This window comes from Stenotrophomonas sp. ISL-67, assembly GCF_018612915.1.
Classification (GTDB): Bacteria; Pseudomonadota; Gammaproteobacteria; order Xanthomonadales; family Xanthomonadaceae; genus Stenotrophomonas.
Genome location: NZ_JAGGRL010000004.1, coordinates 160,205 through 173,626, shown reverse-complemented (window position 1 = coordinate 173,626; position 13,422 = coordinate 160,205). Strand labels below are relative to the sequence as shown.

Annotated in this window: 12 protein-coding genes; 11 read left to right on the top strand and 1 reads right to left on the bottom strand. The window is 63.3% G+C overall.

The features are described from left to right. Nucleotide 1: 1 nt before the first annotated feature. A complete protein-coding gene (gene rpmH, locus J7J08_RS06665; protein ID WP_006404565.1) occupies nucleotides 2-142 on the bottom strand; it encodes a 50S ribosomal protein L34 in 141 nt (46 codons plus the stop codon). Nucleotides 143-394: 252 nt separating this feature from the next. Here rpmH and dnaA point away from each other — a divergent pair, with 252 nt between their 5' ends. From dnaA to J7J08_RS06610, 11 genes are all read left to right on the top strand, one after another. Next, nucleotides 395-1,729 carry a chromosomal replication initiator protein DnaA gene (gene dnaA, locus J7J08_RS06660; protein ID WP_214902955.1) on the top strand — a complete coding sequence of 445 codons (1,335 nt, stop codon included), beginning with the start codon at nucleotides 395-397 and terminating at the stop codon, nucleotides 1,727-1,729. A gap of 276 nt (nucleotides 1,730-2,005) precedes the next feature. After that, nucleotides 2,006-3,106 (top strand): DNA polymerase III subunit beta, encoded by a 1,101-nt coding sequence (dnaN, locus tag J7J08_RS06655; protein WP_214902953.1) that lies wholly within the window; start codon nucleotides 2,006-2,008, stop codon nucleotides 3,104-3,106. A gap of 895 nt (nucleotides 3,107-4,001) precedes the next feature. Then, entirely contained in the window at nucleotides 4,002-5,099 is a 1,098-nt protein-coding gene (gene recF / locus J7J08_RS06650; protein WP_214902950.1) for a DNA replication/repair protein RecF, read from the top strand. A 110-nt stretch (nucleotides 5,100-5,209) separates the two neighbouring features. Further along, nucleotides 5,210-7,669, top strand: a complete 2,460-nt coding sequence (gyrB, locus tag J7J08_RS06645; RefSeq protein WP_214902948.1) for a DNA topoisomerase (ATP-hydrolyzing) subunit B — start codon at nucleotides 5,210-5,212, stop codon at nucleotides 7,667-7,669. 73 nt (nucleotides 7,670-7,742) lie between these two features. Next, nucleotides 7,743-8,582 carry a CPBP family intramembrane glutamic endopeptidase gene (locus J7J08_RS06640; protein ID WP_214902945.1) on the top strand — a complete coding sequence of 280 codons (840 nt, stop codon included), beginning with the start codon at nucleotides 7,743-7,745 and terminating at the stop codon, nucleotides 8,580-8,582. A gap of 68 nt (nucleotides 8,583-8,650) precedes the next feature. Continuing rightward, complete coding sequence (locus tag J7J08_RS06635; RefSeq protein ID WP_251006469.1) at nucleotides 8,651-9,457, top strand: M48 family metallopeptidase; 807 nt, start codon at nucleotides 8,651-8,653, stop codon at nucleotides 9,455-9,457. Between the two features lie 132 nt (nucleotides 9,458-9,589). Continuing rightward, nucleotides 9,590-10,795: a hypothetical protein gene (locus J7J08_RS06630; RefSeq protein WP_214902939.1), complete on the top strand. Its 1,206-nt coding sequence runs from the start codon at nucleotides 9,590-9,592 to the stop codon at nucleotides 10,793-10,795. Between the two features lie 146 nt (nucleotides 10,796-10,941). Beyond that, entirely contained in the window at nucleotides 10,942-11,610 is a 669-nt protein-coding gene (locus tag J7J08_RS06625; RefSeq protein ID WP_343237713.1) for an energy transducer TonB, read from the top strand. Nucleotides 11,611-11,693: 83 nt separating this feature from the next. Next, nucleotides 11,694-12,455 carry a TonB-system energizer ExbB gene (gene exbB, locus J7J08_RS06620; RefSeq protein ID WP_214902936.1) on the top strand — a complete coding sequence of 254 codons (762 nt, stop codon included), beginning with the start codon at nucleotides 11,694-11,696 and terminating at the stop codon, nucleotides 12,453-12,455. Between the two features lie 57 nt (nucleotides 12,456-12,512). After that, a complete protein-coding gene (locus tag J7J08_RS06615; protein ID WP_214902933.1) occupies nucleotides 12,513-12,938 on the top strand; it encodes a biopolymer transporter ExbD in 426 nt (141 codons plus the stop codon). Nucleotides 12,939-12,941: 3 nt separating this feature from the next. Further along, nucleotides 12,942-13,358 (top strand): biopolymer transporter ExbD, encoded by a 417-nt coding sequence (locus J7J08_RS06610; RefSeq protein WP_214902930.1) that lies wholly within the window; start codon nucleotides 12,942-12,944, stop codon nucleotides 13,356-13,358. Nucleotides 13,359-13,422: the final 64 nt, after the last annotated feature.

Below are 13,422 nucleotides of genomic sequence, written 5' to 3'. Positions count from 1 at the left end.
ATCAAGCGCTCAGGACTTTACGGCCCTTGGCGCGGCGACGCGACAGGATCTTGCGGCCGTCAGCGGTCTTCATACGGGCACGGAAGCCATGGTCGCGCTTACGCTTGAGGTTGCTGGGTTGGAAAGTGCGCTTGGTGGCCATGCGGGCCTCTATATGAAGGGGACGGAAAGAACCGGAAATTCTATAGACCTACCCCGTGGCGCGTCAAGCCCATGTCACTACGGGATTTCACTGGCCTGTGCAATAGCTGTGGATCATTTTGTGAATAACTTCGGGACAACCATTCCCGGCACCCCGCGTCGGTGGTAGTCTGCGCCATCCATTCTTTCCCCTTCCGGCCTGCGGCACGGCGGCTTTCTGCGCCCTACTGCCGGCCCCAGACGATTATTGCCGATGGATGCCTGGTCCCGTTGTCTCGAACGCCTTGAGGCGGAGTTCCCGCCCGAAGATGTTCACACCTGGTTGAAGCCGCTGCAGGCCGATCTGCGCGCGGACAGCCTGGTGCTTTATGCGCCAAACGCCTTCATCGTCGACCAGGTCCGCGAGCTGTACCTGCCGCGGATCAAGGAACTGCTGGCGCACTTCGCCGGTTTTGGCGACGTTTTTCTTGAAATCGGCTCGCGTCCGCGCGCCGTGGAGGCGCAGATCACGCCGATTTCGGCCCATTCCGCGCCTGCTGCGGTGGCCGAACCGCTGGTGCCGTTCGCCGGCAACCTGGATTCGCACTACACCTTCACCAACTTCGTGGAAGGCCGCAGCAACCAGCTGGGCCTGGCTGCGGCGTTCCAGGCCGCGCAGAAACCGGGTGACCGGTCGCACAACCCGCTGCTGCTGTACGGTGGCACCGGCCTGGGCAAGACCCACCTGATGTTCGCCGCCGGCAACGCCATGCGCCAGGCCAATCCGGCCGCCAAGGTGCTGTACCTGCGTTCGGAACAGTTCTTCAGCGCGATGATCCGTGCGTTGCAGGAAAAGACCATGGATCAGTTCAAGCGCCAGTTCCAGCAGGTGGACGCGCTGCTGATCGATGACATCCAGTTCTTTGCCGGCAAGGACCGAACCCAGGAAGAGTTCTTCCACACGTTCAACGCCCTGTTCGACGGCAAGCAGCAGATCATCCTCACCTGCGACCGGTACCCGCGCGAAGTCGAAGGGCTGGAAGCGCGCCTGAAGTCGCGACTTGCCTGGGGCCTTTCAGTGGCCATCGAGCCGCCGGACTTCGAGACGCGTGCAGCGATCGTGCTGGCGAAGGCCCGCGAGCGCGGTGCTGAGATTCCCGACGATGTGGCGTTTCTGATTGCCAAGAAGATGCGCTCCAATGTTCGCGACCTCGAAGGTGCGCTCAATACCCTGACCGCCCGTGCCAACTTCACCGGCCGCGCGATCACCACCGACTTCGCCCAGGAAACCCTGCGCGACCTGCTGCGTGCCCAGCAGCAGGCCATCAGCATTCCCAACATCCAGAAAACCGTGGCCGACTACTACGGGCTGCAGATCAAGGATCTGCTGTCCAAGCGCCGGACCCGCTCGCTGGCCCGTCCGCGACAGGTCGCCATGGCCCTGACCAAGGAACTGACCGAGCACAGCCTGCCTGAAATCGGCGATGCCTTTGCCGGTCGCGACCACACCACGGTGCTGCATGCGTGCCGGCAGATCCGGACGTTGATGGAGACCGACGGCAAGTTGCGGGAAGACTGGGACAAGCTGATCCGGAAGTTGAGCGAATGATGCATGCACGCCGCACGGGCGTCATCGCATAAAACGGTGCAAAATCCGGGTGTAAGCGAGGGACAGGCTGTGGATAAAAAAGTCGTCTGACGGGCGTCGAAAGTTATCCACAGTCTTCCCCACCCCTTGGGGGGTAGTAGTGCAGAGGGTTTCGAGGCAATAAAAGCCTTTATTTACAAATACTTAGATGTGTTTTCCCGCAATTCTGGCTCTACCATCACCACCAAGCTTTTGATTTATTCCACATCTTTTTAAAGCATAGGGGCACGGAACCACATGCGTTTCACACTGCAGCGCGAAGCCTTTCTCAAGCCGTTGGCACAAGTCGTCAACGTGGTCGAACGCCGCCAGACCTTGCCGGTTCTGGCTAATTTCCTGGTCCAGGTCCAGAACGGGCAGCTGTCGCTGACCGGAACCGACCTGGAAGTGGAAATGGTGTCGCGGATCGCGGTGGATGATGCCCAGGACGGCGAGACCACCATCCCGGCCCGCAAACTGTTCGAGATCATCCGCGCCCTGCCCGACGGCAGCCGGATCACCGTCTCGCAGAGCGGCGACAAGATCACCGTGCAGGCGGGCCGCAGCCGTTTCACTCTGGCAACGCTGCCAGCCAACGACTTCCCGTCGGTGGACGAAGTGGAAGCTACCGAGCGCGTGGCCATTGGCGAAGCGACCCTGAAGGAGCTGATTGAACGCACCGCGTTCGCGATGGCCCAGCAGGATGTGCGCTACTACCTCAACGGCCTGCTGTTCGACCTGCGCGGCGATGCCTTGCGTACCGTCGCTACCGACGGCCACCGCCTGGCGCTCTGCGAAACCGACCTGGAAAAGGCCAGTGGGGCCAAGCGGCAGATCATCGTACCGCGCAAGGGCGTGACCGAACTGCAGCGCCTGCTGGAAAGCGGCGACCGCGAGATCGAACTGGAGGTCGGCCGCAGCCACGTGCGCGTCAAGCGCGACGATGTGACCTTCACCTCCAAGCTGATTGACGGCCGCTTCCCGGACTACGAGGCGGTGATCCCGATCGGTGCCGACCGCGAAGTAAAGGTGGATCGCGAAGCCCTGCGTGCCTCGCTGCAGCGTGCCGCGATTCTGTCCAACGAGAAGTACCGTGGTATCCGCGTGGAAGTATCGCCGGGCAATCTGAAGATCAGTGCGCATAACCCGGAGCAGGAAGAAGCCCAGGAAGAGATCGAAGCGGACACCACCGTCAACGATCTGGCCATCGGCTTCAACGTGAACTACCTGTTGGACGCCCTGTCGGCACTGCGCGACGAGCACGTGGTCATCCAGCTGCGCGATTCGAACTCCTCCGCCCTGGTGCGCGAAGCCAGCAGCGAGAAATCGCGTCACGTGGTGATGCCGCTTCGCCTCTGACCTGAAGCTTGGTTCCACGTGGAACAGCGGTAACCAGGAAGCCCGGCCAAGTGCCGGGTTTCTTTTTGCCCAAACGTTCCACGTGAATCATCGCAGCCGACTGTGCGGATCTGCTTCTTGGCGTTATCCAAGACGCCGGCGAACTGGCGTATCCGCTTTCTGTATTTTCCAGGACGCCAGCGAACCGCCGTAGAGCCACGCCCTGCGTGGCTGCTATTGCTTTGGATAGCCGAAGTTGCGATTGCGCTCAAGCAACATTGTTCGGTTGCAAGGCGAAGAGCAGCCACGCAAGGCGTGGCTCTACACGCGTCGGAAGAACGCTTTGATCTGCCCTGAATCACAGCTCTATGCTTCTAAAAACTGTATATAAATCTAAAGCTAGGTGGTGGTGGTAGAGCCAGATTTGGTTGAGAAGTACCTTATCTGTATGATTTATAAGGGATATATAGGCCTGAAACCCCCGGTAGAAGAGGGTCTGAGCCTGGGGTTGAACCTGTGGATATCTTTCAGGGGGGCCAAGGGCACCTGTTTTATCCACAGATTGCACAGAGATTGTGCATAAGTCATACAGACCCCCTGTGGATAGCGCAAAAACCGACTGGGTGAATCTCGCGACATCTGAGAAGACCTGCCTTGCCTCGCTCTTCAGATTTCAAAGAATTCAGCGCGTGCTCGGGAGTCAGCCGTCATGCCGTCGATCGCGAGAAAGTGAAAATTCCTTGAAATCCGCGCGACTACACCGCTACCGCGCCCGCAGAATTCAAGAAATTCACGGTGTTTCGAAGCCATGGCCCACGACATTGCCAACAACCCGCCCCCGTGAAACGACCCCCATGCAGTAAGCTGCTCGATTACCCGCCCCCTTCTGCCGCATCTGCGGCCTAGATCCGACCGCATGTTCATCCGTCGTCTGTCCCTGCACCAGGTTCGTCGCTTCGACAGCGTGGAGCTGGCCCCACAACCGGGCATCAACCTGATCACTGGCGACAACGGCGCGGGCAAAACCAGCGTGCTGGAAGCCCTGCATGTGATGGCCTACGGGCGCAGTTTCCGCGGGCGCGTGCGCGATGGGCTGGTCCGCCAAGGGCAGGAGGCGCTGGATGTGTTCGTGGAGTGGGATGAGCAGCGTTCTGGCGCGGATTCGGCCACGCGCCGCAAAGCTGGGCTGCGTCACAGCGGCCACGATTGGAAAGGTAGGCTCGACGGCGAGGACGTTGCCCAGCTGGGAAACCTGTGTGCTGCCTTGGCGGTGGTGACCTTCGAGCCCGGCAGCCACGCGCTGGTCAGTGGAGGGGGCGAACCGCGGCGCCGGTTTCTGGATTGGGGGTTGTTCCACGTGGAACCAGACTTCCTTTCTCTGTGGCGGCGCTATTCGCGGGCCCTCAAGCAGCGCAATGCCCTGCTCAAGCAAGGCGGCCACCCAAATGCGCTGGACGCGTGGGATAGGGAACTGGCGGAAGCCGGCGAACCGCTCACCAGCCGCCGCCAGCACTACCTGGACCGCCTGCAGCACCGAACCATCAGCCTCGCGCAGGATCTGGCCCCCCATCTGGGCATTCAGTCGCTGACCTTGAGCCCGGGCTGGCGCAAGCAGGAGCTTTCCCTATCCGACGCGCTGCTGCTGGCCCGCGACCGCGACGGCCTGGCTGGCTATACCTCCGTGGGCCCGCACCGGGCCGACTGGAGCGTGGGCTTTGCCACCATTCCAGGCCGCGACGCGCTCTCACGAGGGCAGGCCAAGCTCACCGCGCTCACCTGCCTGCTCGCCCAGGCCGAGGATTACGCAGAGCAGCGTGGCGAGTGGCCGGTGATCGCGCTGGATGACCTGGCCTCCGAGCTCGATCGCACCCATCAAGCGCGGGTGCTGGATCGTCTGCGCGCGGCCCCGGCGCAGATCTTCATCACTGCCACCGAAACTCCGGCAGCCCTGCAGGACCGCACCGACATCACCCGGTTCCACGTGGAACATGGCCACGTCCAGCTTGTGCCATAGTGCTGGCAGGGGCGGTCACGCCCGGCTGGTATAATTGCTGTTGCAACCCCTTATCCATCGGTGCCCCGCTCCCCGCGGCGGCCCGACCTGCGGAGCCTATGGCAAGCGCAATGACTGAAGAACAGAACACTCCGGCACCTACCGGCAACTACGACGCCAACAGCATCACCGCCCTGGAAGGCCTGGAGGCGGTCCGCAAGCGGCCCGGCATGTACATCGGCGACGTCCACGACGGCACCGGTCTGCACCACATGGTGTTCGAGGTCGTCGACAACTCCATCGACGAAGCGCTGGCAGGCCACGCCGACCACGTTGCGGTGACGATCCACGCCGACGGTTCGGTGTCGGTGTCGGACAACGGCCGTGGCATCCCCACCGGCAAGCACGCGCAGATGAGCCAGAAGCTCGGCCGCGAAGTGTCTGCCGCCGAAGTGGTCATGACCGTGCTGCACGCCGGCGGCAAGTTTGACGACAACAGCTACAAGGTGTCCGGCGGCCTGCACGGCGTTGGCGTCAGCGTGGTCAACGCCTTGTCGCAGAAGCTCACCCTGGACATCTTCCAGAGCGGCTTCCACTTCCATCAGGAATACGCAGATGGCGCCGCCGTAAGCCCGCTGGCGCAGGTGGAAGCCAGCACCAAGCGTGGCACCACCCTGCGCTTCTGGCCGTCAGTGGTCGCGTTCCACGACAACGTTGAGTTTCACTACGAGATCCTCGCGCGCCGTCTGCGCGAACTCTCGTTCCTGAACTCCGGGGTCAAGATTGTCCTGATCGATGAGCGTGGCGATGGCCGCCGCGACGACTTCCACTACGAAGGCGGCATCCGCAGCTTCGTGGAGCATCTGGCGCAGCTGAAGACCCCGCTGCATCCGAACGTCATCTCGGTCACCGGCGAAGCCAACGGCATCACCGTGGATGTGGCGCTGCAGTGGACCGATTCCTACCAGGAAACGATGTACTGCTTCACCAACAACATCCCGCAGAAGGACGGCGGCACCCACCTTGCCGGCTTCCGCGGCGCGCTTACCCGCGTGCTCAACAACTACATCGAGCAGAACGGCATTGCCAAGCAGGCCAAGATCAACCTGACCGGCGACGACATGCGCGAAGGCATGATCGCCGTGTTGTCGGTGAAGGTGCCGGACCCCAGCTTCTCCAGCCAGACCAAGGAAAAGCTGGTCAGCTCGGACGTGCGCCCGGCCGTGGAAAGTGCGTTCGGCCAGCGCCTGGAAGAGTTCCTGCAGGAAAACCCGAACGAAGCCAAGGCCATTGCCGGCAAGATCGTCGACGCCGCCCGTGCGCGCGAAGCCGCCCGCAAGGCGCGCGACCTGACCCGCCGCAAGGGCGCGCTGGATATCGCCGGCCTGCCCGGCAAGCTCGCCGACTGCCAGGAAAAAGACCCGGCGCTGTCCGAACTGTTCATCGTCGAGGGTGACTCCGCAGGTGGTTCGGCCAAGCAGGGCCGCAACCGAAAGAACCAGGCCGTGCTGCCGCTGCGCGGCAAGATCCTCAACGTGGAACGTGCCCGCTTCGACCGCATGCTGGCCTCCGACCAGGTCGGTACGCTGATCACCGCGCTGGGCACCGGCATCGGCCGCGATGAGTACAACCCGGACAAGCTGCGTTACCACCGCATCATCATCATGACCGACGCCGACGTCGACGGCGCGCACATCCGCACGCTGCTGTTGACGTTCTTCTACCGGCAGATGCCGGAGCTGATCGAGCGCGGCCACATCTACATCGGCCTGCCGCCGCTGTACAAGATCAAGCAGGGCAAGCAGGAGCTGTACCTGAAGGACGACCCCGCGCTGGATGCCTACCTGGCCAGCAATGCGGTGGAAAACGCTTCGCTGGTTCCGGCCGAAAACGAGCCAGCCATCGAGGGCGTCGCCCTGGAGAAACTGCTGCTGGCCTTCGCCTCGGCGCAGGAAGCCATCGGCCGCAACGCCCATCGCTACGATCGCCAGCTGCTTGAAGCGCTGGTTGATTTCACCCCGATGGACCTGGAGCACCTGCGCAAGGCGGGTGCCGATGAGGGCCTGGCGGCACTGGCCAAGCGCCTCAACCAAGGCAGCCTGGGCTCCCCTCGTTTCAGCCTTGAATTGCAGGAACCCACCGAACAGCGCCCCGCCGCTCTGCTGGTGACCCGTCGCCACATGGGAGAAGAGCTGATCCAGGTCCTGCCGCTGTCGGCGTTCGAAACCGGCGAACTGCGTGCCCTGCACCAGTCCTCGCTGCTGCTGCACGGCCTGGTACGCGAAGGCGCCAAGATCGTCCGGGGTGCCAAGTCGTCGGAGATCAGCGGTTTCGCCGATGCCCGCAACTGGCTGCTGGACGAAGCCAAGAAGGGCCGCCAGATCCAGCGCTTCAAGGGCCTGGGCGAAATGAATCCCGAGCAGCTCTGGGACACCACCGTGAACCCCGATACGCGCCGCCTGCTGCAGGTGCGCATTGAAGACGCCGTGGCCGCCGACCAGATCTTCAGCACCCTCATGGGTGACGTGGTGGAACCGCGCCGCGATTTCATCGAAGACAACGCGTTGCGGGTCGCCAACCTGGATATCTGACACAATCGGCTCAGGGCCGGCCGGTTGCGACCTGCAACCGGCCCGGCCATCGCCCTTTGCTGCCAGGAACCCGATGTCCGCTACCGCCCCGGCGTCCGCCACGCCTCCGCTGCCACCCGCCTTGCCCAAGGCGCCCCAACGGAAACCAGGCTCCCCCGTTGCGGGATTCCTGATCGATCTCGGTATCGCCACCGTGGCCCTCCTTGGGCTGAGCATGGCCAGTGGCCTGCTCTGGACCGCCTACCGTGCGGTCGTCGTGGTCCGCGACACCGGCGGCCAGCAAGCCGAAGCGCTGGCCCAGCAACTGGGCCAACCCGGTGCACTCGCGCAGATCCTGATGGCGGTGTTCGCCACCGGCGGCGCGGCCGTGTTCCTGTACTTCCTTCGCCGCCGCGCCGACGCTTCCGAACGCATCGCCTCGTTCCAGGCTGCACGCCGCCCGTCCACCTGGGGCTGGACCGTGTTGGTGGCCGTTGCCGTGATCATCGGCAGCAACGGCATCGCCTGGCTGGCCCGGCAGGCGGGCATTGAGCCGGTGCCCACCAACCTGGCCCTGATGGAACAGGCGTTGGCCCGCTTCCCGTGGTTCCTGGCCCTGTTCGCCATCGTGCTTGCCCCGGCCTACGAAGAACTGCTGTTCCGGCGCGTGCTGTTCGGGCGCCTGTGGCAAGCCGGCCGCCCATGGTTGGGCATGCTGCTCAGCAGCCTGGCCTTTGCCCTGGTCCACGAAGTGCCCGGCACCAGCGCCAACGGTCCGTGGGAAATCGCCCAGCTGTGGCTGGTGTACGGCGGCATGGGCGCCGCGTTCGCCTGGTTGTACCAGCGCACCGGCACCCTGTGGGCGCCGATCGTGGCGCACGCGCTGAACAATGCCATCGCCTTGGCCGCCCTGGTCTTCCTGGGCTTGCACTGACCCCACGGCTTGACGAAACCTTACATTCCAGCCCCCACACTACAGACATGAACACGGGAGTCCCCGCCTTGAAGCCCTTGCTGCTCGGACTTGTCATCACCCTGCTGGTCAGCGCCTGCGCCACCACCACCTCGCCCACCGGGCGCCGGCAGATGGTGGGCGGCGTATCGCAGGCCGAGCTGGACCAGCTCGGCGCGCAGGCCTTCGCCGAGACCAGGAAAAAAGAGAAAATCAGCGGCGATGGCCGTCAGAACGCTTACGTGCAGTGCGTGGTGAACGCGTTGGTCGCGCAACTGCCTCCACAGTACCGTGGCGTACGTTGGGAGACCGCCGTGTTCGTCGATCCCGAACCGAACGCGTTTGCCCTGCCCGGCGGCAAGGTCGGGGTGAATACCGGCATCTTCACCGTGGCCAAGAACCAGGACCAGCTGGCTGCCGTGATCGGGCATGAAATCGGCCATGTCATCTCGCGCCACCACGAAGAGCGGCTGACCCGCCAGATGGGCGCCCAGACCGGCTTGGCCGTGCTCGGTGCACTGGCCGGCGCCGCGTACGGCGACGGCGCCGCCAGCACGGTCAACCAGCTGGGGGGTGCCGGCGCGCAGGCCGCGTTCCTGCTGCCCGGTTCACGCACCCAGGAAAGCGAAGCCGACGTGGTCGGCCAACGGCTGATGGCCGAGGCGGGGTTCGACCCGGCCCAGGCGGTCAACCTGTGGCAGAACATGATGGCGGCCAGCGGCGGGCGCTCCCCGCAATGGCTGTCCACCCACCCCGATCCCGCCAACCGGATCCGGGAGCTGCAGCGCGATACCCCCGCCCTGACCGGTGTTTTCCAGCAGGCCCAAGCCGCGGGAAGGCGCCCGAAGTGCGGGTGATTCGACTAAAGGATGCTGTATTGCAGCATCGGAAACGATTTCTCACGCCATCGGTTTCTGATACGTTTGGCGGCTCAGATTTTTCTGACAGTCCGTTTTGATGCCGCCACGGCGGTTCGATCGAGGTGAAAGATGATTTTCCGCAACCACAAGCAAGCCGTGCTTTCCGTCCTCATCGCGACCGCCATCGGTGGCGTCGTTGTTACCGATGCCGTGGCCCAGAGCCGCAGTTCCGAGCGCAACAGCGAACGACGCGGTGGCAAGCAGTCCCAGGCCAAGGCAGAAGTGCTGTTCCCCAACGCCACCCGTGAAGAGCCCAGCGTCAAGGCGTCTCCGAAGCTGGGCAAGCAGTTGCAGAAGCTGATCGACAGCTACAACGACCAGAAGTTCCCGGAAACCCGCGCCGCGGCCGACGAGATCCTGGCCAACAGCGCTGCCAACGCCTACGACAAGTCGCTGGCCGCCCAGCTGGGTGCGCAGGCTGCGTACAACCTCGACGACAGCGCCACTGCCAAGAAGTACCTGCAGCAGGTGCTGGAATTCAACGGCCTGGATAACAACGGCCACTTCCAGTCCATGCTGATGCTGGCCCAGTTGCAGATCCAGGACGACCAGACCGCCGAAGGCCTGGTCACCCTGGACAAGTACTTCGCCGAATCCAAGTCGACCAAGCCCGAAGAGCTGATCATCAAGGGCCAGGCCCTGTACCAGCTGGAGCGCTACAAGGAGGCCGTGCCGGTGATCCAGCAGGCCATCGCCGGCGCCACCGAGCCGAAGGACAACTGGAACCAGCTGCTGATGGGCGCCATGTCCGAAGCGGGCATGACCGGTGAAGCGGTCGCGCAGGCCGAGGCGCTCGCCGCCAAGAACCCGAACGACAAAAAGGCCCAGATGAACCTGGCCAGCATGTACCTGCAGTCCGACCAGATGGACAAGGCCGCGGGGATCATGGACAAGCTGTTCGCCGCCGGCCAGCTGACCGACGAGCGCGAGTACAAGCAGGCGTATTCGATCTACGCCAACTCGGAGAACAAGGAACAGCAGGTCATCGCCGTGATCAACGACGGTCTGCAGAAGGGCATCCTGAAGCCGGATTACCAGGTTTACCTGGCCCAGGCCCAGGCCTACTACTACTCCGACCCGCAGCAGACGGAAAAGGCAATTGAAGCGTGGCAGAAGGCCGCCCCGCTTTCCAAGGACGGTGAAACCTACTTGAACCTGGCACGTGTCTTGCATTCGGAAGGTCGCATTCCGGAAGCCAAGACGGCGGCCCAGCAGGCGCTGGCAAAGGGTGTGAAGAACCAGGCGGATGCCAAGAAAATCATCAACCTGAAGTAAGTAGGAATAACGCCTGAACGCCTGCGAGAGTGATGCGCAGGCGCTCAGGATTGGTATAAGCTTGGAGGTTCCTGCGGTGTCATGCACCGCTGATCATGGGCTACCTGCCCCTGGGTATCCCGGCCCCACTAATGAGCTCTTGGCGCATGACGGAACAACTAGTCGTTCACAGGTACGAACAACGCGATGACACCGGCTTCAGCTGGCCGCGTATCGTGGGTATCGCTTTTGTAATCGCACTGCATCTCGCCGCCTTCATGATGCTTCTGATTCCTGCCGTGGCCCCGAAGGCCGTCGCGGAAAAGGAACGCAACATCATGGTGACCCTGGTCGACGCTCCGCCGCCGCCGCCACCGCCGCCGCCGCCGCCGCCGCCGACTGAAACGCCGCCGCCGCCGGTCAAGAACCTGTCGCCGCCCAAGCCCTCGCCGGTGCCGCCGCCACCGCAGGCGCCGGTGATCGATGTGCCGGAACCGCGTCCGAACGACATCGTCACGCCGCCGAGTCCGCCGAGCCCGCCGCAGCCGCCGAGTTCCATCGAGGCCAGCGTCGATATCTCGTCCAAGGCCATGAATCCCCCGCGCTACCCGCCGGCCGCATTCCGCGCAGGTATCCAGGGTGAAGTGATCCTGATCATTGATGTCGATGCCAACGGCAACGTCACCAATGTGTCGGTCGAAAAGTCCAGCCGTAACCGCGATCTGGACCGTGCCGCGATGGAAGCCGCCCGTAAATGGCGCTTCAACGCAGCCGAATCGGGCGGGAAGAAAGCTGCAGGTCGCGTCCGCGTCCCGGTCAACTTTGCGCTGAACTGACAGGCCGGGTGGCCGCCGGCCACCCCTCTGTCACTTGAACCTAGCTACAACATTCATCACCACACACAACAAAGGTAAGCGTCATGCTGCAGGAACTCTTCATCGCCGCTGCTGCCGGGGGCAACCCGTCGAATGCCCTCTCGCAGATGGGCTTCGAGCATCTGATCCACGAAATGACCTCCAAGCCGGGCGACTTCGCCGTCTCCTGGGTCGTGCTTCTGACCCTGGTGATCATGTCGGCCATGTCCTGGTACTGGACCGTCATCAACATCTTCCGTGCTACCCGCCTGAAGAGCGCTGCTGACAAGGTCGTGAGCCTGTTCTGGGATACCCCGAACGCACAGGACGCCATCCGCGCCATGGAAGAACAGCCGGCTTCCGAGCCGTTCTCCAAGATCGCCCTGGACGCAGCCCAGGCTGCCGCCCACCACCAGCGTGCCGAAGGTGGCGCCACCGGTGGCGTGGGTGAAAACCTGAGCCGTTCGGAGTTCGTCGACCGCGCCCTGCGTCAGGCCGTGACCCGCGAAAGCAACAACCTGCAGTCGGGCATGACCCTGCTGGCCACCGTCGGCGCAACCGCTCCGTTCGTCGGTCTGCTCGGCACCGTGTGGGGCATCTACGGCGCGCTGATCAAGATCGGTGCAACCGGCTCGGCCTCCATCGACGCCGTTGCCGGCCCGGTGGGTGAAGCCCTGATCATGACCGCCATCGGTCTGTTCGTGGCAATCCCGGCCGTGTTCGCCTTCAACTTCTTCAGCAAGATCAACAGCGCCACGATCAGCAAGTTCGATACGTTCGCTCACGACCTGCACGACTTCTTCGCCACCGGTTCGCGCGTCCGCTAATTGCGACGCGCTGTACCCAGCGAGAACGTAGTCAACACGATCTAGACGGAGCCCGTTATGGCTTTCAGTAGTGGTAACAGCGGCGGCCCCATGGCCGACATCAACGTTACGCCCCTCGTGGACGTGATGCTGGTGCTGCTGATCATCTTCATCATCACGGCGCCCCTGATGTCCCATAAGGTCAAGGTCGACCTGCCCGAGGCCAACCTGGTGCAGAACCCTGACGATGCGGCCGACCGCAAGGGTCCCATCACCCTGGCGGTGAAGGAAGACGGCTCGATCTTCTGGAACGACGAAGAGATCGACAAGCAGACTCTCGAGTCGCGCCTGGCGACCGCCGCCCAGCAGACCCCCCAGCCCCCGCTCAATCTGCGTGGTGACCGCACCACCAAGATGCGTGTCATCAACGAGATGACCAAGATCGCGCAGGAGCAGGGCATGCTCGACGTTGGCTTCGTGGCCACCAAAGAGAAGGGGCAGTAAGCCATGGCATTCAGTACTGGTGGTGGCAAGGGCCCCATGGCCGACATCAACGTTACGCCCCTTGTGGACGTGATGCTGGTGCTGTTGATCATCTTCATCGTTACCGCGCCGATCATGACGTACCCGATCGCCGTGGACCTGCCGCAGCGCGTGCTCAACCCACCGCCGCAGCTGGTCGAACCGCCGCCGCCGATCGAGCTGCGGATCGACGCCAGCAACCAGGTGTTCTGGAACAACAGCCCGGTTGCAACGGCTGAGCTCCAGCAGCGTATGGAACAGGAAGTGCAGCGTGACCCGACCAACCAGCCCGAGCTGCGCATCGACGCCAGCCCGGACTCCGAGTACGACGTGATGGCCAAGGTTCTGGCCGCCGCGAAGAACGCGCAGATGAAGAAGATCGGGTTCCAGCAGCAGCAGTAAGACGCAATACCAAGTCATGACGCGACTGGAAAGCGCCCCTGGAAACAGGGGCGCTTTTTTTCCA

Bases quoted from the DNA above. Each gene is read 5' to 3' on its own strand.
- exbB (WP_214902936.1), top strand. From the start codon at position 11,694: ATGCTGCAGGAACTCTTCATCGCCGCTGCTGCCGGGGGCAACCCGTCG.
- dnaN (WP_214902953.1), top strand. From the start codon at position 2,006: ATGCGTTTCACACTGCAGCGCGAAGCCTTTCTCAAGCCGTTGGCACAA.
- J7J08_RS06610 (WP_214902930.1), top strand. From the start codon at position 12,942: ATGGCATTCAGTACTGGTGGTGGCAAGGGCCCCATGGCCGACATCAAC.
- J7J08_RS06615 (WP_214902933.1), top strand. From the start codon at position 12,513: ATGGCTTTCAGTAGTGGTAACAGCGGCGGCCCCATGGCCGACATCAAC.
- recF (WP_214902950.1), top strand. From the start codon at position 4,002: ATGTTCATCCGTCGTCTGTCCCTGCACCAGGTTCGTCGCTTCGACAGC.
- gyrB (WP_214902948.1), top strand. From the start codon at position 5,210: ATGACTGAAGAACAGAACACTCCGGCACCTACCGGCAACTACGACGCC.
- J7J08_RS06625 (WP_343237713.1), top strand. From the start codon at position 10,942: ATGACGGAACAACTAGTCGTTCACAGGTACGAACAACGCGATGACACC.
- J7J08_RS06640 (WP_214902945.1), top strand. From the start codon at position 7,743: ATGTCCGCTACCGCCCCGGCGTCCGCCACGCCTCCGCTGCCACCCGCC.
- J7J08_RS06630 (WP_214902939.1), top strand. From the start codon at position 9,590: ATGATTTTCCGCAACCACAAGCAAGCCGTGCTTTCCGTCCTCATCGCG.
- dnaA (WP_214902955.1), top strand. From the start codon at position 395: ATGGATGCCTGGTCCCGTTGTCTCGAACGCCTTGAGGCGGAGTTCCCG.
- rpmH (WP_006404565.1), bottom strand. From the start codon at position 142: ATGGCCACCAAGCGCACTTTCCAACCCAGCAACCTCAAGCGTAAGCGC.